Source organism: Streptomyces sp. NPDC028368 (genome assembly GCF_055565615.1).
This window is the reverse complement of the sequence record NZ_JBVHTY010000015.1, coordinates 140,405-160,404: the sequence shown is the minus strand read 5'-3', so window position 1 is coordinate 160,404 and position 20,000 is coordinate 140,405. Positions and strand designations below refer to the sequence as shown.

Below are 20,000 nucleotides of genomic sequence, written 5' to 3'. Positions count from 1 at the left end.
ATGCACCACGCGCCCAGGTCGTTTCTTTGTGCAGCGGAGCGGTGTACTTCGTGATCACACCACCTGCCGAAACGACCTGATTCCTCCCCGCACCGCTCACACCAGCCACGTTGCCCACATTGCCCACATTACCTACATCGCCCACATCCCCCCTCCCACTCACCAGGAGTCAGCAGTGGCCAGCCCCACCATTGACCACCGCACCACCAGCTACAGCCTCGGTCACGCGCTGTGCATGGCGCATGCCTCCGACCTCGCCTACAAGGACGAAGAAACCATCGAAGCCGCCGCCCACGACTGGGGCTTCGACCGGGTACGCCACCACCACACCACCTTCCGTCCCCCTTTCCCGCTGGAGGACACCCAGGCGTACACGATCGCCAGCGAGAACATGATCATCACCGCCTTCCGAGGCACCGAACCGGCACAGCTGCGTGACTGGCTGTCCGACGCCGCCACGCCCCCCTACCCTGGCCCCGGTGGCACGGGCTTCATCCACTACGGCTTCGGCGAGGCGCTGGACGCCGTCTGGCCGCAGGTCCACACCGCCATCGACGAATTCCGCGACAACCACCAGACTGTGTGGTTCACCGGCCACAGCCTCGGCGGCGCCCTGGCCATGCTCGCCGGAGCCCGACTGCACTTCGAAGAGCCGCGCCAGACAGCCGACGGCGTCTACACCTTCGGCCAGCCCCGCACCTGCGACCGGCTCCTGGCCGAAGAGTTCAACACGGCCTTCACCAATCGCATGTACCGCTTCGTCAACAACAACGACATCGTGCCCCAGCTCCCGCCGGAGCCTGGCTTCCACCACGTCTCCGCGCTGCGCTACATCGACTCCAGGAACAAGGTTCACGAGAGCATGCCGGCGATCAGCAGCCTGTTCGACCGCGCCAAAGGCCTCACCGCAGACCTGCTCGCACCGGCTTCCGACGGCGTACGCGATCACTTCATGAAGGCGTACATCAAAGCGCTGGAGAAGAACCAGAGCTGACGGAGAAGAACCAGAGCTGACGGGGGAGGGGGAGGTCGCCAGAACTGCCGGACTGAGGGCTGGACTCCTAAGGAAATGATCTTCGAGGTGGTTGGATTGCTCCGGGCCTGGTGATCTGGGGGTGCGGGGCGGCGCGGCCGAAGCCGAGGGAATTCAACGACGAGTTGTGGGCTGTGATCGTGCTGGCGCCGCCTGGCCGAATGGACCGAGGCCGGGGTGTGGCCGTGGTTCCACGAGGCCCTGCTCGCCAAGCTGCGCGGCGCGCACGCCCTGGACTTCTCCGTACGGCGGCCGACGGCTCCCAAGACTTCCTCCAAGGCGCCATGGCCTACCTCGGCGAGGCCATGATGCACATCGGCGGCGGCCGGTGGGGCTGGAGCCTGTCCGGCCACCCCATCGTCTGCCCAGACCCCCCTCTGCGCCTGGAGCCGCTGGACCCCCTCAAACTGATCACTGCCGCGCAAGACACGGCACCTCCACCCAGTTCGAGGAGACCGCGCAGCACCTGCGTAGGGCCGTCGACTCCTACCAGGAGCAGCATGCGGGACGGAAGCCGGTCAAGGAGCTCACCCCGGGCGCCTGGACCCCTCCATCCGCACAGGCCGCTCCGGCGTCCCCATCTACTACCTGCGGACCATTGTCCAGGACGACGACGCAACGGACCTGCCCCAGCGCCTTGCCCGCCTGAAGGATCCGGCACCAGACGGCTCGGTCATCTGCCGGGCCGGATAGCGGATCACGCTGGATTTCCAGCGGCCGGGCGAGTGCTCCAGGAGTGATGCCCCACATCATCTCGATCACGGCTGGAGACAGGTCAGCCAGGCACGTCCATGCGCTGCGTGCCGACGACGGACAGCAGTCGCAGTGCCTCTACCGACGGTGAGCTGGGGGCGGCGGTGTAAATGACGACTTGCTGGTCCCGGTCGGCGATGTCCAGGACGTCGCAGTTGACGCTGACGGGGCCGACGAGGGGGTGCTCGAAGGTCTTGCAGAGGGTGGGCCGGGCGGTCACGTCGTGGGCGGCCCAGAGCCGGGCGAACTCCTCGCTGCCGGCGAGGAGTTCCTCGACCAGGCTGGTCACCTCCGGGTCGTTGGGGTAGCGAGCTGCGGCGGCGCGCAGGTGCAGGGCCGAGGTCCGGGCGAACTCGTCCGCGTCCGAGACGCCGTACAGCCGTCGGCCGTGCCGGTACGGGCCGAGGAAGGCGCGTCGCATGAGGTTCCGGTCCCGACGCGACAGGGCGGAGAAGTCTTCCATCAGGGCGGCAGCCAGGTCGTTCCAGGCAATGACCTCGTACGTCGCCGACAACACGATCGCCGCGGCCTCCGGCAGCCGCTGCAGCAGGTCGACGATGCTTGGCCGTACCTCCCGCGAAGGCCCGGGAGGGGGACCGGGCGGGGTGCCGGCGAGGTGGTGGAGGTGGTCGCGCTCGGCGTCCGACAGGCGTAGCGCTCGGGCGAGTTGGGCCAGCACCTCGCGGGAGGGGTGCGGGGCGCGGGCCTGCTCCAGTCGCGTGTAGTACTCGGTCGAGATGAACGCCAACTGTGCCACCTCCTCGCGACGCAGTCCCGGGGTGCGGCGGCGTGGCCCGGCGGGCAACCCCACGTCGGCGGGGGTGATGCGCTCGCGCCTGCTGCGCAGGAAGCCGGCCAGTTCTTGTCGATCCACCTCCCCAGTGTGCGGGTCGCCGAGGTTCCTAGCCAGGTACTGCCGGTGCCTGGATGAGCGGGGCGGCCGGACACAGGCTCATCGGCATGAACAACACACCCATCACGTCCACCACGACCTCGGGCCTGCTCGCCGGCAAGGTCGCCTTTATCACTGGTGCCGGTCGCGGCATCGGCGCGGCATCAGCGCGGCTGTTCGCCCGGGAGGGCGCCCGGGTTCTCCTCGCGGCCCGCTCGGAGGCCCAGCTCAAAGCGGTGACCGAGGAGATCCGGACGGCCGGTGGCACCGCGGACTATGTCCTGTGCGACCTGGCCGACCCGGCAAGCGTCCGGGCCGCCGTCGACCGGTCCGTGGAGCTGTACGGCCGGCTCGACGTGGCCTTCAACAACGGCGCGACGGGCCAGCCGCCCGGCCCGATGGATCAGCTGTCGGAGGCCGATTTCGACCATGTCTGCGCCGTCAACTTCAAAGGCCCGTGGCTGGCCATGACCGCCGAGATCGCCGCCATCCGCGCCACCGCGAAGCGCGGGGCCATCGTCAACACCTCCAGCGTCGGCAGCCTGATGGGCAACCCCGCGCTTCCCGCATACGGCGCGGCGAAGCGGGCAGTCAACAGTCTCACCGCGTCGGCAGCCGTCACGTACGGCCCGGAGGGCATCCGCGTCAACGCCATCGCGCCCGGCACGACGCTCACCGAGATGCTGCACGAGTGGGATGAGAAGTCCCCCGGCACCATTGAGCAGCTCAACGCCCAGACCCCGCTGGGCCGTTCCGCCGATCCGGACGAGATCGCCCAGGCCGCCGCCTGGCTCCTCAGTGACCGCTCCTCCTACGTCACCGGCACGGTCCTTCGGGTCGACGGCGGCATGCGAGCCTGAGTCGAATAGGGCGTCCGTGCAGGGTGCCTCCCACGGGGGGGAGGGCCAGTTTCCTACGGACGCCCGAGAGCCATCTCACCTGGCTCCATCTGCGCGGGGCGGTGATCTGGCGCACGAATGGGTGGTTTGGGGCTGATGGGGCCCATGAGCAGGCGATGCCGCGCTACTTGTACCAGCGTCCCCGGCATCGTCCGCTCGTCGGGGCCGTGCCTACGCCAGGAGAAGCATGACCATTACCGGCCGTCCCGCCCCCGACTTCCTGCTGCGCCGCAACCTCGGCGAATGGCGCATCGCCCTGGTGACTTGGCGGCTGCTGGTGCTGCAGACCGCGCATCCCGTCGTCGCCGCCGGCACCGCCCGCTACTCCACCTACCGGGCCCACCCCTGGCGCCGTATCGAGCACACCATGGAGAGCGGCACGCGCCTGTTCTTCTCGGACCCCGACAGCCTGCGCCGCGAGATCGCCCGCCTGGAACGCACCCACCGCCGAATCCAGGGCACCGACGAGACGGGCAGGCCGTTCTCGGCGGAAGACCCGGAGGTGCGTGCCTGGGTACTGGTGACGCTGTACGAGTCGGTGACGGCGATGCGCGAGCTTTCCGGCGACCCGTTCACTCCCGCCGAACTCGACCAGCTCTACAGCGAGTTCCGCGCCGTGTGCGCCGAATTCAAACTGCCCGACGGCGTACTGCCCCCGACCGCCGCGGACGTGCCCGCCTATGTTGAACGCACCGTCCGCGAAACGCTGGAGTACGGGGAGGAGGCGCGTTACCTGCTCTTCGCGATGCTGCGCGAGGCTCCCCAGCCTCGGCGGTTGCGGCGCCTGGGGCCCGCCTGGCCGCTGCTGCGTGCGCTGGTCGCCCGCGCGGTGTCCGCACTGACCGTTGCCGACCTGCCGCCTGCGTTCCGCGAGCGCTTCGGTCTGCGCCGTTCCCGAAGTGCCGCCGTGCTGTCCTGGACCCTGCACCACGGCATGCGCCAGGTGATGACCCGGCTGCCGGACCGGCGGCGCTACCGCACCACGTCCAGCCCGACTGAACCGTCCGCGCCACTCGCCGCAGGCAGCACCGCCGCGCCAACCAGCTTCGTGCCCCGGCCCCGCCGCCCGCGCCGGGCCGACTCGCGCCCGGCACGGCTGGACGCGTTCTTCCGGCAGGTCCTCGACCAGACCGGTGACGGCCGTATCGACGCCGCGGACCTGCAGGCCATGGCGCACAACGTCTGCTGGCCGCTGGAACTCACTCCCGAGGGGGAAGCCGAGGTGTACGACGCCTTCGACACCTGGTGGCAGCACATCCGCACCACCATGGACACCGACGGCGACGGACGGGTGGCACGTGCAGAGTTCGTGACGGCGATGCTCGCGGGGGCGGACCGCGATCCGGCCTACCTCGACAAGGGGCTGTGCGTCGCCGTACGCGCCCTCTTCCACGCCGCGGACACCGACGGCAACGGCCACTTGTGCGCCGACGAGTACCGCACCGTCTTCGGCGGCTCGCGCGTCCACCCGGCCGAACTCAACCACGGTTTCCGCCAGTTGGACGTCGACGACGACGGGCGGATCACCGAGGAGGAGTTCGTCCGCGCCTTCATCGACTTCTTTACGGCTCGCACCGACACAGCCGCAGGCAGCCACCTGCTCGGGCGGCCGTGACACAGATGGACGGCGGTCTCAGGCGGATCGCCTGGCCCGGCGGCGGGATCAGCGGGCCGGCCGCAGGAGGTGTGGCAGCCAAGCGATCGGCCTACCGGCATCGACGGGGTCGCGGTGTGCCAGCGGGACAGGGGTGTTTCCGCGGGCACGAGGTCGGACGCACCCTCCACGCCCCTACGGGCTTCCGGGCCGTGACCACCAGGTAGGACGAGGGCGTACGCCTTTCACGGCACAGATCGGGGGACGTGGCCACCGCCACCCCGGTCACGGCCGCCGCCACGGCCGGGGCCGGGCCCGATGCCGGTGTCGCGGGCCGTGGACGTACGGGGCGCCCGCCCCGCCTCGCACGCGCTGCTCGGTGATCGCCGGTTGCCCGGTTGCCCGGTTACCCGGTCGCCCGGTCGCCCGGTCGGCCGCACGAATTGTTGTGCCGGGGTCGATCGGGGTACCTGGCCATTGGCCGCGAGCCAGGCAAACCCGCGCCCCCAAATTCACCAACCCGCCCCCGCCGCCCAACCCGCACCCCCCAACCCCCAACCCGGAATCCGAGGGAGCCGCTGTGAAGTTCGGTGTCTCGACTTTCATCACCGACCAGGGCATCGCGCCCGCCACGCTCGGGCGCGCCATCGAGGAGCGAGGGCTCGACTCCTTGCTCATCGCCGAGCACACCCATATCCCGGTGGACCGCCGCACGCCCTACCCAGGCGGCGGAGAGCTGCCGGAGATCTACTACCGCACCCTCGACCCGTTCGTCGCGCTCAGCGCGGCCGCTGCGGTGACCGAACGGATCCTGCTGGGCACCGGCATCGCGCTGGTGGCCCAGCGGGACCCGATCATCACGGCCAAGGAGGTGGCCTCCTTGGACCTTGTCTCCGGCGGGCGGGCCGTCTTCGGGATCGGTATCGGCTGGAACAGGGAGGAGATGGAGAACCACGGCACCAACCCGCGCACCCGAGGCCGTCTTGTGGACGAGCGGCTGCGGGCCATGCGCGAGCTGTGGACGCAGGACAAGGCCGAGTTCCACGGGGAATTCGTCGATTTCGACCCCGTCTACTCCTGGCCGAAGCCGGTCCAGCGCCCTCACCCGCCCCTCTACGTGGGCGGCGGCGAGGGGGCCTTCCACCGGGTGGCCGCCCTCGGTGACGCCTGGCTGGCCAACAGCCTGTCGCCCGGGGAGCTGGGGCCGCAGATCGACCGGATGCGGAGCATCGCCGGCCGGGACGTGCCGGTGACCGTCTACGGGGTGGAGAAGAAGCCCGAGATCATCGAGCAGTACACACACCTCGACGTGGAACGGCTGCTGTTCTACCTGCCGACGATGCCGGAGGCCGAGACGCTGTCGTACCTCGACGAGCTCGCCGGCGTCGCGGCACGCTTCCGGTGAGCCGTCGGGTGGCGCAGTGCCTCGGATGACGAGCGGACAGGCCCGGGAGTACTTCACCCGGGCCCGGGTCGCCCGTCTCGCGACCATTGACGCCTCCGGCCGCCCGCACCTGGTCCCCGCGGTCTTCGCCCTCTCCGGTGACACTGTTGCCTTCGCCGTGGACCACAAGCCGAAGCGGTCGGCCCAGCTCAAGCGGCTGGACAACATCCGAGCCCACCCCGAGGTCTGCCTCCTTGTCGACGGCTACGACGAGGACTGGGACCGCCTGTGGTGGGCACGCGCGGACGGCACGGCCGCCGTACTGGCACCGGCCGAGGCGTCGGCGGCGTCCGCGCGGTACGTAAGCCTGCTGATGCGAAAGTACCGGCAGTACACAGACCGCCCGCCGCAAGGGCCCGTGGTCGAAATCTCGGTGGTTCGCTGGTCCGGATGGCACGCCACCTGACCTGCAACTCTCATCCGATCGACACCCGGCCTGCCCGTGGACATGGGCATCCCGAAAGCGATGCTGGTGGTGGCCATTGCCTCGCCGGGCAATGGCCACCACCAGCATCATGAATTCGAACACATATTCGCATAGGGCTCGGTCGTCCGTGGCGCGGAGCGGGCTCACGATTGACGCAGCCAACCGGCGGCGCGGCGACGTCACGCTGATATTGCGGGTGCGGGTCCTTGACCAGGACGTCGACGGCGTGAGCTGGTGGCTCGGGCTGTCGCCGTCGACGGATCAGGTGCGGTCGAGGGAGGAGGTCAGGAACGCGGTCCGCCGGGCTGATCGCCTCGGGCCGCGTTCTTCTCCTTGATGCGCACCGCTTCCTTGCGGACCTCGGCCTGGGTGACGCGTTCCTGCTGGAGCCACTCGGGGTTGTCGTTCTTCAGCGCGTCGATCTGCTCCGTGGTGAGGGCTTCGGTGATGCCACCACGCGCGAGGCCGGAGATGGAGATGCCCAGCTTCGCCGCGACCACCGGCCGGGGATGCGGGCCATTGCGGCGCAGTTCCTGCAGCCACTGGGGCGGATCGGCCTGCAGCGCGTTCAATTCGGTGCGCGAGACAACACCCTCCTGGAACTCGGCGGGGGTGGCCTCGAGGTACACACCCAGCTTCTTCGCCGCGGTCGCGGGCTTCATTGTCTGGGTGGTCTGGTGCGACGTCATGCGTCAAGGGTATCGAGCGTGTGCGCTACCTCCGACCACGACCGGTAGCCTGGTGAAGTGACACGCTCGGAAGTATCCCCTTCGTTCCGGCTCGCGTACGTCCCGGGAGTGACGCCCACGAAGTGGGTGCGGATCTGGAACGAGCGGCTGCCCGACGTCCCGCTGGCTCTCGTCCAGGTGTCCGCCACCGAAGCATTCGACGTGCTGCGGAGCGGCGGCGCCGACGCGGGTTTCGTTCGGCTGCCCGTCGACCGTACGGACCTCAGCGCGATTCCCCTCTACACCGAGACCACCGTGGTCGTGATCCCGAAGGACCACGTCGCGGCGGCGGTCGATGAGGTGTCCGCAGAGGATCTTGCCGACGACATCGTCCTGCATCCCCTCGACGACACCCTCGTCTGGGAACACAGGCCGGGACGGCCCGCGCTCGAGCGCCCCGCCACGACGGCGGACGCCATCGAACTCGTGGCGGCGGGAGTGGGACTCCTCGTCGTCCCGCAGTCGCTCGCCCGTCTGCATCACCGCAAGGACCTCACGTACCGGCCGGTCTCGGATGCGCCCGCGTCGCGCGTCGCGCTGTCGTGGCCGCAGGACGCGACCACCGATCTGGTGGAGGACTTCATCGGGATCGTCCGCGGGCGGACCGTCAACAGTTCACGAGGGCGACGCCCGGACCCGACCCCGGCACAGCCGAAGGGCAAGCGCCCCGAGACAGGCGGCGCACGGCGGAAGCCCGCAGCCGGCAAGTCGACCGGCAAGAGCCCTAAGAGTCCACGGAGCGGTTCCGGCGGCTCCCAGGGCGGCAAGCGCGGCAAGCCTCGTCGTCGGTCGTAGCCCCGGCGGCGCGCAGCCGTGTGCTCCTGGTGGCGCCCACAGAACCAGACGGCGCGAGGCTCCGCGTCGGCTGGCCGGGTCACGAACGCGGTCGCCGTCGCCGGGGTGTGTTCCCACAACGGGTACTTGGGGTGTTGTGCAGGGCCCTTCGAACTTGGCGCGCCAGCCCAGCCGTTCGTCATGTTCGGGCTTCAAGACGTGAGGGGTCTCGGGGCCCCAGGGCAGCACGCCCCTCTCGGACCTCGATCGCTTCATTCGGCTTCCACCTCCCCAGGCAGCGCTGCGTCACCCGCGCGTTCGGCGGAGCTCCTGTAGGCGAACCAGGGCATGAAGAACTGGGTGATCGGGCCGACCGTGAGTGCGTACAGCACGGTGCCGACACCCACGGTCCCACCCAGCAGCCAGCCCACGGCGAGCACGGTGATCTCGATCAAGGTGCGAACCAGCCGGATGGAACGCCCGGTTGCGGCGGACGTGCCGGTCATCAGCCCGTCTCGGGGGCCGGGCCCGAAGCGCGCGCCGACGTAGACGGCGACAGACAATCCGTTGAGGACGGCACCACCGATGAGGAGGCCGACCCGGGCGGGAAGTCCGAGGTGCTGGGGGATGAGCCAGAGACCGAGGTCGGATGAGAAGGCCAGGACGACGATGTTGGCGACGGTGCCGAACTTCGGATTCTGCTTCAGGGGGATCCACAACAGCAGCACGAAAGCACCCACGGCGGCGGTGATCGTGCCGAAGCTCAGGAACGTGTGGTTCTCCAGGCCCTCGTTCAGGACGCTCCAGGGGGTGACGCCCAGTGAGGCCCGGATCATGACCGAGAGACTGAATCCGTACAGGGCGAGGCCGATGAACAGTTGGGGCAGGCGTCGCAGCGGACGCTCACCGAGGGAGACGTAGGTGAGCGGGGGCGGGGCCTGGCTCCTGAGGGAGGCCGTGAGCCGATTCTCTGTGCTCTCTGTGATCTCTGTGATGTCCTGCGGCACGTTTGGTTGCCTCCTGGTGTACGCATGCGCCTTCAAGGCCAATAAGGCAACTCTGTAGAGTGATTGGCCCAGATAACACGGCCAATCCCGGGAGAATGGTATGGCTGAGACGAATCCGTTCCAGCCCGTGGCCAGGGTGGGGCGCGCCGACCGGACCCTGGGAAGCAGGCAGCTTGCCGCGATGCTCCCCGACCCGGCAGGAGCGAGACCCGCCTACCGCCACCTGGCCCAGGCGATCAGCACGCTGATCCTGGACGGTCGCATCGCCTTGCACGTCAAACTCCCCGCCGAACGGGAACTGGCCGCCGCCCTCAACACCAGCAGGACCACCATCACCGCCGTGTACGACCTGCTGCGCGAGAGCGGCTACGCGCACAGCCGTCAGGGCTCCGGTACCTGGACGACCTTGCCCGAGGGCCGTACTCCCAACGGCATCACACGGCTCCTCGGGCCCCAGGACACCGCGATCGACCTGGCCAGAGCCGCACCCGGACTGCCGGAGCAAACGCTCATCGACGCCCTTGCCCAAGTCACCCCTCAACTGGCCGAGCACGCCCACACTCCCGGCTACCACCCCTACGGCCTGCCGGAACTGCGCGCCGCCATCGCCGAGCGCTTCACCGAGCGGGGCCTGACCACCATGCCCGAACAGATCCTGGTGACCTCCGGCGCTCAGCACGCCCTCACGCTCGTCATAGGGCTGTTGTGCCGCCCCGGCGACCGGGTCATGGTCGAGAATCCGTCCTACCCGAACGCTCTGGACGCCATGCGCCGCGCTCGGCTGCGTACCGTCTCGGTCCCTGTTACGGCCGCCGGATCCGGTACCGGTACCAATTGCGGTACCGATAGCGGTGCCGGCACCGATGCCGGCTGGGATGTCGAGATCATCGAATCGACCTTGCGCCAGGTGGTGCCCCAACTGGCCTATCTGATCCCCGACTTCCACACTCACTGGGGCGGGCTGCGCATTGGCTGGCTGCGCGCGCCCACGCGGCTCGTCACCGAACTCGCCGGTCAGCGAGTCGCCAACGACATGGGCGGCTCGGTCCTGGACCAACTCCTGGCCCTCGCCCTGCTGGGCCGGGCTGGGGAACTACTGCCGCCCCGCCTGGAGCAAATGCGCCGGCAGCGCGCCGCTCTGGCCGCGGCCCTGGCCGAGCACATCCCGCAGTGGACCTGGCAACTGCCACCCGGCGGTCTGTCGCTGTGGGTTGACCTGGGCGAGCCCGTCGCCTCGGCACTGGCCGAGCGAGCATTGGACCACGGGGTACGGATCGAGAGCGGCGCCTACTTCGCCACCGACCCGGGGATTTTCGAGCAACGGCTCCGCATCCCCTACACAACATCTCCCGAAACCCTGCGCGAGGCCGTCCACCGCATGGCCGCCGCCCTCACCGATGGCCTCTCGCTCTCGTCCACTGCCCGGCGACCGCACTGGGTCGCCTGAGAGGGTTCCGTCCCGCCCCGTTCACTTCACCTTTCCTCGACTCACTTCACCTTTCCTCGACGAGAGACGGAACGGAGCTACTCGGCAGGGTTCCGGTCGGGCGAACGCCGTGACTCTGGCGATTCCGCATCGAGGCCGCGGGACATGCCGTCCCCGATGAGCAGCGAAAAGACGAGGACGACGATGGAGCCGGCGAGGGTTACGCCGGACCATCCCGCTCGCTGAACCCTCGCGGAGCTGCACGCTGGAGCGGCGGGCGTGTTGTCGGCCAAGGCATCGTCCCCTGAAGGCATCAGGACTGATCCGCAGACCACTTCCTCAGTGCCGTGGGGATCATAGGAGTCCGTGTCCCGGATCGTTGCCGATACGGGTAGGAAAGCGAGGGCGATCGCTGCCAGCGCCGCGAGCAGGGCCATGGTCGCCCCGGCCTTCACGACAGTGGGCAGCGTGCCCACGGTTCCGTTCGCTGCAGACGTCTCGTCGCTCGCGCTGGCCACTGTTGTCCCCCGTGTGTCTGTGTCGTCGACGGCGTAACGGTAGCGGGGCGCTGCCGGACAGTCGCGCAGGGGGGCGCGGTAGGTGCGTGCTCCTCACCTGGCCTTCGGAGAGACTCCCGACATGGACGGCTGTTGGCTGTCCCATCTCAGCCGCACTGCCCCCCGTCGCCATCGAGCTGGGCCAAATCGCTCGCCGGCTCGGCTCTGGTGTGGCCACGGCCGTCGTCGTCAAGAGGCGTGTCTCGGTCATGGGATGGGGGCGATTGCGTCAGCATCGCCACTGCGGCTATGCGGAGTGACGAGGCTTACACCTCCGGCGCTGCGACAGGATTCGCTCGCTCTACCCGAACCGTGCCTCCCGAACCTCTTCACCCGGTGGGCACATGCCCAAGCTCTCACGGACATGGCAATCAGCAACGGCCATCAACAACGACCCCCAAGTCGGGTGCCGTTGACGCGCCCATGACCGATCCACGTACATTGACACGTGAGATGAGCGCGAGCCTTGAGCGGATTCCGTGGTAGACACGATGAGGCCACGCCGTGGCACACCAAAACAACAACGGGGGAGAGACGTCCGATATGAACGCCGCTGGGATAACGACGAGCAATACGCCGATCTACGAAGCTCTGGTTGCAGAGCACGGCGATGTGCTCGCTGAACTCCGAGAGGCCGCAGCCCAATTGACGGCATCCGCACCCCACGCGCCGAGCTGGAGTCACCGGCAGGGACACGGATCTGCGGCCCAACGGCAACACGTGACGTCCGAGTACGCCTCTACCGCCGCAACCGGTGTCGCCGAGAACTACCTACATGACCGAGTAACGGTGCCATCCCCCATTTCTGCAGGAGACGCAGGGGACGCAGGAGCCCAGGTCTCTCGTACGTCGTCCCACGCGACGTCCGCGTTCGGGTAGGGCGTAAGGCGTAAGGGCAGGGCGCAAGGGTACGGCGTCCGAACGAATGGCCGGTGCGATCGCGGCCGGGCCTCACGAGCCTGCCGCGGGCCCCGCCCAGGCGCCACGCGGGGGCGGCCAGCTGCGCGTTCAAGCAGGGTGTGGGGGGCGTGGCGCACCCACGTGGGAGCATCTACGCGGCCGTAATGCTGGTGATGCGCGGCACTCGGGTGCCTGCCTTGCGCGGCACCAAAGAGCCCCCGATGTTCGGCGTACAACGCGCCGCGGCCGCGGTGTGTTCTGATGTGAGTGCCAGGTCAACAAGTGTCCAGAGGGCCGGTACCGGCTCATCGGTACACAACAGGGCATCAGCCGGCTCGAACACCGCATCCCCGCCTCCGGGCAGACAGTCGGAGAAGTCCGCCCGTAAGCGTGACTGCGACGCGAAAGCCTCCCGCTTCTCCTCCCGTTGCCACACACTCACTTCCACGGCCTCGGTCTGGCCAAGTGTGTCCTTGGTCGATGCACATGATCAGACCGAGGCCGGCCAGACGTCCGGCGAATATCAGGTGAGCAGCGACCCAGCTCGAGGACCGTCTCGGGTCGGGCTCTGGACGGGCTCGGGCCGGGCGAACCTAGCGGAAATCGTCCGCGTGCTCCTCCGCCCACGAGCGGAACGTGCGTGCCGGCGCACCAGTGATCTCTTCCACCGTGGAGGTGATCAGGTTCGATTCGGATCGCTTTTCAGCGCTGGCCAACAAGGCTTCGACGAGAGCGGGTGGCCTGCCGTCAGCGAGCATCTGCTGTCGTGCGACCTCTACGGGGACCTTCTCGAAGCGCGTGGGGCGGCCGATCGCTTCCCCGATCGTGCGCACCTGCTCGCCCCTGCTGAGTACCTGCGGGCCGGTCAGGACGTGCTTCGCGCCTGCATGCCCGTCGTCGGTCAGCGCATGTACCGCCACGGCCGCGATATCGCGCTCGTGGATCACCGCCGTGGCGGCGATGTCAGGTCCGCGAACGATGTGCGTGGCGCGGATCTGCTCGGCCCACCCTCGCGCGTTGGAGGCAATGGTGTTCGACCGCAGAATGGTCCACTCCAGACCGGATTTTTCGATCAGGCGCTCCATGTCGGCGTGGAGCTGGTTGATCGGGTCGGTCTGCCGCTCGGCGTCCTCGTTCACACCCGATGATGAGAGATAGACGAGGCGACGGGCATGTCTCGCAATCGCCTCCAGCACGGCGGGCGCGCCCTCGGCCGTAAGGAAAGGCCAGATCAGGAACACTGTGTCGCTCCCCGCCAGCGCCCCCTCCAGGGTGTCCTGCTCGGACAGATCTCCGCCCACGACCTTGACTTCCTCCGGTAGCCCGGCCGATTCGGGATCACGCGCCAATCCGCGCACAGCCGCGCCTTCGGCCAGGAGCCGAACTACAACTTGCCGTCCGACATTGCCGGTCGCGCCGGTCACAAGAATCTCGCTCATGATCAGGTCAGCCTTGGCCGTACGCGAAATATTCCGTCCTGCCGGGACCACACGGCTCGAGCCGCGGGCGCCAGCACATCCGGCAATGCCCAGGTGAGCGGCCCCTTCTGGCACGACGGCGATCCGGACATCCGCGTGGTGCCGGCCGCCGCCTGTTCGACAGTCTGCCCGTCGAGGTCCTGTGGCCCCGGCCGGTCGATACGGTGAGGAAAGCACTCTCCCGAGCAGTGCTTCCCGTGCTCTTCCAGTCATGCCGTCCCTCTGCGCTACCTCGTGTAGGTGTGCGGGCCGCTTTCACGAAAGGCGCAGCACATGTCCGAGATCAGTACGGCCGAGGTGGTCTCGCGTCCGATCGCCCGTGTGGTCGGTGGGCGGGGCGAGGTCCGCGACGATGACTGGGGCGAGGTATCCGCCGTCATCCGGCTGGACGCCGCGCAGTTCGGACCGGACGCGCTGGCCGGACTGGACGGCTTCTCGCACCTGGAGATCGTTTATCACTTCGACCGGGTGCCGACAGAGAAGATCGAGACCGGGGCGCGTCATCCGCGCGGCAACACCGACTGGCCGCTGGTGGGCATTTTCGCCCAGCGCGGCAAGAACCGCCCCAACCGGATCGGCGTCTCCCGCTGCCGCCTGCTGCGCACGGACGGACTCGATGTGCACGTGCAGGGCCTCGACGCGGTCGACGGCAGTCCCGTACTCGATATCAAGCCGTACATGGCCGAGTTCGGCCCCCTCGGCGCCACCAGTCAGCCCGACTGGGCCATCGAGATCATGCGCCGGTACTACTGAAGGAGTGTGGCGTCGTTCCTGTCGCGAGGAACGGGATCAGAACCCCTTACCGTCCTGACGCCATCCGCTCGGCAATCCGCCCTCGCTGTCATCATGGTGGACGTGAGTTCCTCCGACGCGATACCCAACACTGGCCAGGTACATGAACGTTGGAGTGCCCGCGAGGCGCCCTACGGAGACTTCATCGTGTTCTCCGACGGCTCGCTGTCAGTGATGGAGCTCATGCGGTTCTCCCCGCACGACCGACGGGATGACCCCCGGGCCGAGGACTGGCAGTGGTGGGAGCTCCTACGGGCCACCGCGTGGACCCCCAGCGACTGGATGGACATCGACTGTACACACGCCTCGTACACCTACCTCGGAAGCCGTGCCCTGAGCGGCGAGGCACTGGACCACGGGAGTATCGGCTGGGTCGCACTGACCCGGGACGACGACGAAGGCACCTTGGAGTGGCTGGCAGTCTCCTGCTCCTCCAACCCGTTCACCGAGGTCACCTTGGACGCGACCTCGGTGACTGCCACCAGCACCGCAGGCCGTATCTGGACCTTCCCCCGAGATGCCCCGCAACAGGTGAAGATCACCGAGGATCCCACCTACCCCTGGCTCCGCGGCTGACGCACGGATCGCCGCCAACGGTGCCCGCCTGGCGGACGCTCCAGAAAATCGGCAGCTGAGCCAGTTGCACCAGCCCTCCCGTGGTTGTCCTCACCTACCGGCGGAGCCACTAAGTTCACCCGGTGAATGGGGAGTTGGTCTGGTTGGTACTGAGTAACGCAGCAACGCCCACGACATACATTCCATATGAGCTGGAGGAGGCCGGTGGGCGGAGCGTCCGAATTCCCCGTCGGCTTCGGTCAGAAGGTGCAGCGTGTGAGGCGCACGTGCAGGAAAACGGCGCATGGCTGCTCCGGGAGGGCGACTTGCCTCGGTAATGGGCGATGGATCGTTCGAAGCCAGCGCTGGTGGTTGGCGCCGTCCAGTCATGGGCGAGGCCCACCCCGGTCACGCGCCAGGTACGGGCGCGCCATGTGCTTCTACGCCGAGAAACCCTACAAGCCGCACTACGCCTGCGTGACATGCCACATTGCGTTCAACGGGACAGGCCTTAGCCGGGCACGCAAGCGACAGCTGACTTTCCGACTCGCCTTCAAGAGCGGCCGGGCAACGGGCACTGCTTGTTGGAGGTGAGGGCGGATCCGCGGCTCGTCTGGAGGAAGTCCGTGGCGAAGTCCGTGCCGACGCATCGAGCCGGTCCGGCCTCTCTCACCCGGCGGGGCCAACGGCCGGCGGCAGAGGAGGCAGTTCGTGCGGTTTGCCTGACCGGCGATGGCGCTGGCGCTGGTGACGGCGTGGTGACGGCGACAACGATGGCGACGGCGTCAAGCCGGGCCCAGGGCCTTCGCCAGGATCACTTCCGTGCGTTTGCCGTCAGGCAGCAGATTCCCCATCTCTTCGGCGGCTGTGAAGCCGTGACGCTCGTACAGCGCGATCGCCGCAGTGTTGTCCGGCATCACCGACAGCCGCAAGGTCCTGGTTCGTTGCTGCAGAGCCCACCGCTCGACCTCCCCGATCAAGCGGTCTCCCACGCCCCGGCCTCGGGACGCGGGGCTGACCCACATGGAGATCAGCTCGACAGTGCCCGATTCCTGAGCCGGGACGCCGCTGACCATCCCGGCCGGCCGGCCATCGAGAACTGCGACGACATTGTACGAACCGGGAATCCCCAGGCGGCCCCGCCAGCGTTCCTCGCGATCGCCCTCGCCCTGCCATTCCGCCGGCGTCGATCCGAACGCTTGGGGAGCCCCGGCGAGCGCGGCCAGCCGCAGTTCACGCCACACGCGCCAGTCGTCCTGGCCCAGAACCCGTAGCTCGATCACCGCTCGGACTCCGCCTTGCGAAGGGCACGACCGCAGGCCGACGAGAAGCAGGTGCTCACCTCAGGGCTCCTCACGCAGGACCAGGTCGAGCAGCCCAGGGAAGCGGGCGTCGAACTCCTCGCGCCTGAGCCGGTTGAGGCGTTTGGGGCCCTGGTCGCGCTGCTCAACCAGGCCTGCGGCGCGCAGCACCGTGAAGTGGTGGCTGAGTGCCGCTTTGCCGACGGGCGCGTCGAAGCTGCCGCAGCCGCGCGACCAATCGGCGGATCCCGCCAAATCGCGTACGAGCTGCAGCCGTACGGGGTCGGCCAGCGCGGCCAGCGCGGTCTGGAGGGGAACGTCCTCGGGGTGGGTGTGCACAGGGGCGGCCCGGTGGCTGCTGCGGTCTGGCATGCGTCTCGTACCCCCTTGCCGAGTGTTCGATGCACATCGTACACTCCGGGTGTTCGCTTTTCGTTGAACACTAGTGGAGAGGTGCGTACTGCCATGCGTGCGATCGAGTTCCAGGAGTACGGCGGTCCGGAGGTCCTCAAGGTCGTTCAGGCTGACACTCCTGAGCCGGGCCCCGGGCAGGTGAGTATCGATGTCGCATACGCCGGCGTGAATTTCGCCGACCTCAAGGCGCGTGCCGAGGGCTACCGCGTCCCGTCACTCCCGTTCCGGCCGGGGCTGGAGGTTTCCGGCCGAATTCGTGCTGTCGGTACGGGTGTTGAGGGACTACGGCCAGGACAGGAGGTGACCGCGCTCACGGGGGGCGGCGCCTACGCGGAGGTCGCCATCGCCGACGCAGTGACCGTCTTCGCGCTCCCACAGGGCGTAAATCTGCGCGTCGCGGCAACGGTGCCCACGGTGCTGCCGACCGCACACGCCCTGCTGCACGAGGTGGGCCGTCTCCGGGCGGGCGAGACGGTGCTGGTGCAGGGGGCGGCGGGCGCGATCGGCACGGTCGCGGGCCAGTTGGCGAAGGCGGCCGGCGCGGGTGCCGTGTACGGCGTGGTCTCCGATGCCGCGAAGGCCGGACACGCGCTCAAGTACGGCTACGACAAGGTGTTCGTCAGTTCCGGCTCGGGCTCCGGTTCCGGTGCCGACTCGGGCTCGGACTCCGGTTCCGGCTCGGAATCCGGCTTCGCCGAGGACGTGCGCCGTGCCACGGGCGGACGAGGCGTCGACCTCGCCCTGGACCCGGTCGGTGGCGACACCTTCCGGCAGAGCATGGAAACCCTCGCCGTCTTCGGCCGCCTTGTCTCCTTCGGAAACGCAAGTTCCGCGGCACCCTGGCAGGTAGGTCAGCCCGAGCTGTACCCCATGGGCCGTTCCGTCTCCGGATTTTCTGTCCTCTCCCTGGCCCAGACGGCACCGGACGCACTGAGAGACCTCGCCGGACGAGCCTTCCGCGCGGTCGCCGAAGGAACGGTGGAACTCCCCGTCACGGCCGAGTTCCTCCTCGATGATGCAGCCGAAGCGCACCGCCTGATGGGCAGTCGCGCCAGCACCGGCAAGCTGCTTCTGCGCGTCGGAGCGTAGGGCCTGTCCGGGCCGCAGTCGGAGGTGAGGCCGGCGAGAGTATACGCCAACCCCGGAAGCGAGGCGTCGACAGTGTCCGCGTGACTGCATCATCAACGTGACTGCATCACCAACGTGGCTGACTGCATCACCAACACATCGAGGTCTTCGTGTCCTATGCCCGGAGTGCCGAGGGCAAGCCGGCCGTAGCCGCGTATGCGGGTGGTGGAGGTGATGGCTGTGGGGTCGAGGGAGACAGTTCACGGCAGGCGTGGGCCACGCGTGCCGTGCCCTCGTGGGGCCCACCCCACCACCAGAGCAGCGCATCCACGTCGGCGTCTTCCTCGCTGTGGGTGCTTCCCGTGCGGCGCCTGGCCTTCAGCGGGTGCCGAAGTCGTTCCGGGCCAGTGCGTGGACGGTGCAGCGGCGGCCGAGGACGATGTCCTCGCGGAGAGGGGTGAATCCGAGGCGGCGGGCGACGGCAGTTGAGGCCGTGTTGCCGTGGTGGATCATGGCGGTGATCTGCTTGAGCCCCAGGGGACCGAAGCCCCAGGTGAGAACGGCTTGGGCGGCTTCCGTGGCATAGCCCCGTCCCCAGTGCGCACGGGCGAAGGTCCAGCCGATCTCGGTCTCGCCGAACTGCTCCCACCAGTTCAGGCCGCAGCGTCCCACCACCTCTCCGGTGCTGATCAGCTCGACGGCGCACAGACCGTGGCCGCGCTGGGCCCACTGCTGCTGGATGTCGCGCAGGCGCGCCGCTGCCTGCTCGTGGGAGTAGCCGCCGACGAATCGGTTGACCTCGGTGTCGGTGTGGAGGCGTACCCACCAGTCGGCGTCGGCGCCGGTGAGTGGGCGCAGCCGGAGGCGTTCCGTGGTGATCACTGTCGTTCAGTCCTTGCTGCCGATGGTCAGAAGGACCCGTCCGAAAGGCCTGTCCTCCATCAGGTGGCGCTGCGCCTCGGCCGCCGCGGCTAGAGGGAATGTCTGTGCGACAAGGGGCTCGAACCGCTTCTCGGCCAGCCAGTCGACGAGTGTCTGCCGTGCGGCGCGCACCACTGCGTCCGGGAACATGTCGAACTTGTAGCCATGGACGCGGGCGGTCTTCCAGATGAGGTCGGTTACGTCGACCGTGCCACGGGTGCCGCCGGAGTAGCCGACGGCAACGTAATTGCCGCCGTGGGCCAGGGAGGCAACTGCGTCGCCGAGGAGTGGTCCGGCGACGCCGTCGAGGACGACATCCACGCCCCTGCCCTCGGTGAGCCGCGCCACGCCGTCGCGCAGGGACTCCTTCGACAGGTCGATGACGTTGTCGCAGCCGGCCGCTCGGGCCTGCTCGGCCTTTTCGGTACGGCTGGCCGTGGAGATCACTTGCGAGGCGCCCAACTGCGCGGCGACTTGGGCGGCTCCCATACCGACGGCACCTCCGATGCCCGGTGCCAGGATGCTCTGGCCGGGCCGGAAGCCGACCAGTTCGGTGAGTGCGAGATAGGCGGTGGAGTGTCCGGCACCGGCGAGCATCGCGGCCATCTGCCGGTCGGTGACCTCGTCGGGCAGGGGGGTGAGCGCTTCCGGGGACTCGGCGACGTACTCCCGCCAGGTGCCGTCCGTGCTGAGGCCGCGGCCCTGTCCGTGGATCGCTACGCGGGTTCCCTTGGGCAAGCCGCCGGCTCCCGCATCAACCACCACGCCGACGGCGGCTCCGCCCGGAATGATCGGGAGCGGTTTGCGCAGTGACGGTGACATGAGGCCCGCGCGCACGGTGTTGTCCAGCGGACTCACCGTGCCGATGGTCACGCGGACCAGCGCCTGACCGGGCGCCGGTTCGGGAACCTCCATCTCGACCAGGCGCAGCCTGTCGTACGTTCCGTGCTCTCGGTACTGGATTCCCTGCACTGGACTCTTCCCTTCTCTTCCCCAAAGAGAACAATTCTTGTTACATCAATGGCCGCAAAGGGCGG

At 68.5% G+C, this 20,000-nt stretch carries 19 protein-coding genes and 1 pseudogene; 11 read left to right on the top strand and 9 right to left on the bottom strand.

The features are described 5' to 3' along the window. The first annotated feature begins 175 nt into the window (after positions 1-175). Together ACZ4S3_RS30430 and ACZ4S3_RS30425 are read left to right on the top strand one after the other, a co-directional pair. Positions 176-994 carry a lipase family protein gene (locus ACZ4S3_RS30430; protein WP_467939786.1) on the top strand — a complete coding sequence of 273 codons (819 nt, stop codon included), beginning with the start codon at positions 176-178 and terminating at the stop codon, positions 992-994. A gap of 177 nt (positions 995-1,171) precedes the next feature. Then, positions 1,172-1,296, top strand: a pseudogene (locus ACZ4S3_RS30425) (IS5/IS1182 family transposase); the annotation flags it as partial. A 512-nt stretch (positions 1,297-1,808) separates the two neighbouring features. Here the strand turns inward: ACZ4S3_RS30425 and ACZ4S3_RS30420 are convergent. Next, positions 1,809-2,660, bottom strand: coding sequence for a helix-turn-helix transcriptional regulator (locus ACZ4S3_RS30420; protein ID WP_467939784.1), 852 nt, complete (start codon positions 2,658-2,660; stop codon positions 1,809-1,811). A 53-nt stretch (positions 2,661-2,713) separates the two neighbouring features. On the opposite strand from ACZ4S3_RS30420, the gene ACZ4S3_RS30415 reads away from it, so the two are divergent. The 4 genes from ACZ4S3_RS30415 to ACZ4S3_RS30400 all read left to right on the top strand — a co-directional run bounded on the left by ACZ4S3_RS30415 (position 2,714) and on the right by ACZ4S3_RS30400 (position 7,021). Next, positions 2,714-3,538: an SDR family NAD(P)-dependent oxidoreductase gene (locus ACZ4S3_RS30415; protein WP_467939782.1), complete on the top strand. Its 825-nt coding sequence runs from the start codon at positions 2,714-2,716 to the stop codon at positions 3,536-3,538. A 226-nt stretch (positions 3,539-3,764) separates the two neighbouring features. Continuing rightward, complete coding sequence (locus ACZ4S3_RS30410) at positions 3,765-5,192, top strand: oxygenase MpaB family protein (RefSeq protein WP_467939780.1); 1,428 nt, start codon at positions 3,765-3,767, stop codon at positions 5,190-5,192. A 559-nt stretch (positions 5,193-5,751) separates the two neighbouring features. Beyond that, positions 5,752-6,576: an LLM class F420-dependent oxidoreductase gene (locus ACZ4S3_RS30405; protein WP_467939778.1), complete on the top strand. Its 825-nt coding sequence runs from the start codon at positions 5,752-5,754 to the stop codon at positions 6,574-6,576. A 16-nt stretch (positions 6,577-6,592) separates the two neighbouring features. Continuing rightward, on the top strand, positions 6,593-7,021 hold the full coding sequence (locus ACZ4S3_RS30400; RefSeq protein WP_467939776.1) for a TIGR03668 family PPOX class F420-dependent oxidoreductase: 429 nt from the start codon (positions 6,593-6,595) through the stop codon (positions 7,019-7,021). A 305-nt stretch (positions 7,022-7,326) separates the two neighbouring features. Here the strand turns inward: ACZ4S3_RS30400 and ACZ4S3_RS30395 are convergent, their stop codons facing one another. Continuing rightward, complete coding sequence (locus ACZ4S3_RS30395) at positions 7,327-7,731, bottom strand: DUF5997 family protein (protein ID WP_467939774.1); 405 nt, start codon at positions 7,729-7,731, stop codon at positions 7,327-7,329. Positions 7,732-7,788: 57 nt separating this feature from the next. On the opposite strand from ACZ4S3_RS30395, the gene ACZ4S3_RS30390 reads away from it, so the two are divergent. Next, positions 7,789-8,565, top strand: a complete 777-nt coding sequence (locus ACZ4S3_RS30390; protein WP_467939772.1) for a LysR family substrate-binding domain-containing protein — start codon at positions 7,789-7,791, stop codon at positions 8,563-8,565. Between the two features lie 251 nt (positions 8,566-8,816). Here the strand turns inward: ACZ4S3_RS30390 and yczE are convergent, their stop codons facing one another. Continuing rightward, positions 8,817-9,551 carry a membrane protein YczE gene (yczE, locus tag ACZ4S3_RS30385; protein WP_467939770.1) on the bottom strand — a complete coding sequence of 245 codons (735 nt, stop codon included), beginning with the start codon at positions 9,549-9,551 and terminating at the stop codon, positions 8,817-8,819. Between the two features lie 100 nt (positions 9,552-9,651). Between yczE and ACZ4S3_RS30380 the strand changes: the two genes are divergently transcribed. Continuing rightward, positions 9,652-10,998: an aminotransferase-like domain-containing protein gene (locus tag ACZ4S3_RS30380; protein WP_467939768.1), complete on the top strand. Its 1,347-nt coding sequence runs from the start codon at positions 9,652-9,654 to the stop codon at positions 10,996-10,998. A 77-nt stretch (positions 10,999-11,075) separates the two neighbouring features. Here the strand turns inward: ACZ4S3_RS30380 and ACZ4S3_RS30375 are convergent, their stop codons facing one another. Both ACZ4S3_RS30375 and ACZ4S3_RS30370 read right to left on the bottom strand, forming a co-directional pair. Further along, positions 11,076-11,453 carry a hypothetical protein gene (locus tag ACZ4S3_RS30375; RefSeq protein WP_467939766.1) on the bottom strand — a complete coding sequence of 126 codons (378 nt, stop codon included), beginning with the start codon at positions 11,451-11,453 and terminating at the stop codon, positions 11,076-11,078. Between the two features lie 1,574 nt (positions 11,454-13,027). Beyond that, positions 13,028-13,873 carry an NAD(P)H-binding protein gene (locus ACZ4S3_RS30370; RefSeq protein WP_467939764.1) on the bottom strand — a complete coding sequence of 282 codons (846 nt, stop codon included), beginning with the start codon at positions 13,871-13,873 and terminating at the stop codon, positions 13,028-13,030. Between the two features lie 312 nt (positions 13,874-14,185). Between ACZ4S3_RS30370 and ACZ4S3_RS30365 the strand changes: the two genes are divergently transcribed. Together ACZ4S3_RS30365 and ACZ4S3_RS30360 are read left to right on the top strand one after the other, a co-directional pair. Further along, positions 14,186-14,665, top strand: a complete 480-nt coding sequence (locus tag ACZ4S3_RS30365) for an SAM-dependent methyltransferase (RefSeq protein ID WP_467939762.1) — start codon at positions 14,186-14,188, stop codon at positions 14,663-14,665. Positions 14,666-14,767: 102 nt separating this feature from the next. Further along, the gene (locus tag ACZ4S3_RS30360; protein WP_467939760.1) at positions 14,768-15,280 is read left to right on the top strand and encodes a hypothetical protein; all 513 of its coding nucleotides are present in this window, start codon (positions 14,768-14,770) and stop codon (positions 15,278-15,280) included. Positions 15,281-16,044: 764 nt separating this feature from the next. Here ACZ4S3_RS30360 and ACZ4S3_RS30355 read toward each other — a convergent pair. Then, positions 16,045-16,542, bottom strand: coding sequence for a GNAT family N-acetyltransferase (locus ACZ4S3_RS30355; RefSeq protein WP_467939758.1), 498 nt, complete (start codon positions 16,540-16,542; stop codon positions 16,045-16,047). A gap of 60 nt (positions 16,543-16,602) precedes the next feature. Beyond that, a complete protein-coding gene (locus ACZ4S3_RS30350) occupies positions 16,603-16,932 on the bottom strand; it encodes an ArsR/SmtB family transcription factor (RefSeq protein WP_467939756.1) in 330 nt (109 codons plus the stop codon). 93 nt (positions 16,933-17,025) lie between these two features. On the opposite strand from ACZ4S3_RS30350, the gene ACZ4S3_RS30345 reads away from it, so the two are divergent. Beyond that, positions 17,026-18,063, top strand: coding sequence for a quinone oxidoreductase family protein (locus ACZ4S3_RS30345; RefSeq protein ID WP_467939754.1), 1,038 nt, complete (start codon positions 17,026-17,028; stop codon positions 18,061-18,063). A gap of 357 nt (positions 18,064-18,420) precedes the next feature. Here the strand turns inward: ACZ4S3_RS30345 and ACZ4S3_RS30340 are convergent, their stop codons facing one another. Together ACZ4S3_RS30340 and ACZ4S3_RS30335 are read right to left on the bottom strand one after the other, a co-directional pair. Further along, positions 18,421-18,924, bottom strand: a complete 504-nt coding sequence (locus ACZ4S3_RS30340; RefSeq protein WP_467939752.1) for a GNAT family N-acetyltransferase — start codon at positions 18,922-18,924, stop codon at positions 18,421-18,423. 6 nt (positions 18,925-18,930) lie between these two features. Continuing rightward, a complete protein-coding gene (locus ACZ4S3_RS30335; RefSeq protein ID WP_467939750.1) occupies positions 18,931-19,935 on the bottom strand; it encodes a quinone oxidoreductase family protein in 1,005 nt (334 codons plus the stop codon). Positions 19,936-20,000 lie beyond the last annotated feature (65 nt).

Excerpts from the sequence above, each read along its gene's own strand:
- ACZ4S3_RS30395 (WP_467939774.1), bottom strand. The coding sequence starts at position 7,731 with ATGACGTCGCACCAGACCACCCAGACAATGAAGCCCGCGACCGCGGCG.
- ACZ4S3_RS30415 (WP_467939782.1), top strand. The coding sequence starts at position 2,714 with ATGAGCGGGGCGGCCGGACACAGGCTCATCGGCATGAACAACACACCC.
- ACZ4S3_RS30370 (WP_467939764.1), bottom strand. The coding sequence starts at position 13,873 with ATGAGCGAGATTCTTGTGACCGGCGCGACCGGCAATGTCGGACGGCAA.
- ACZ4S3_RS30345 (WP_467939754.1), top strand. The coding sequence starts at position 17,026 with ATGCGTGCGATCGAGTTCCAGGAGTACGGCGGTCCGGAGGTCCTCAAG.
- ACZ4S3_RS30365 (WP_467939762.1), top strand. The coding sequence starts at position 14,186 with ATGTCCGAGATCAGTACGGCCGAGGTGGTCTCGCGTCCGATCGCCCGT.
- ACZ4S3_RS30380 (WP_467939768.1), top strand. The coding sequence starts at position 9,652 with ATGGCTGAGACGAATCCGTTCCAGCCCGTGGCCAGGGTGGGGCGCGCC.
- ACZ4S3_RS30410 (WP_467939780.1), top strand. The coding sequence starts at position 3,765 with ATGACCATTACCGGCCGTCCCGCCCCCGACTTCCTGCTGCGCCGCAAC.
- ACZ4S3_RS30350 (WP_467939756.1), bottom strand. The coding sequence starts at position 16,932 with ATGCCAGACCGCAGCAGCCACCGGGCCGCCCCTGTGCACACCCACCCC.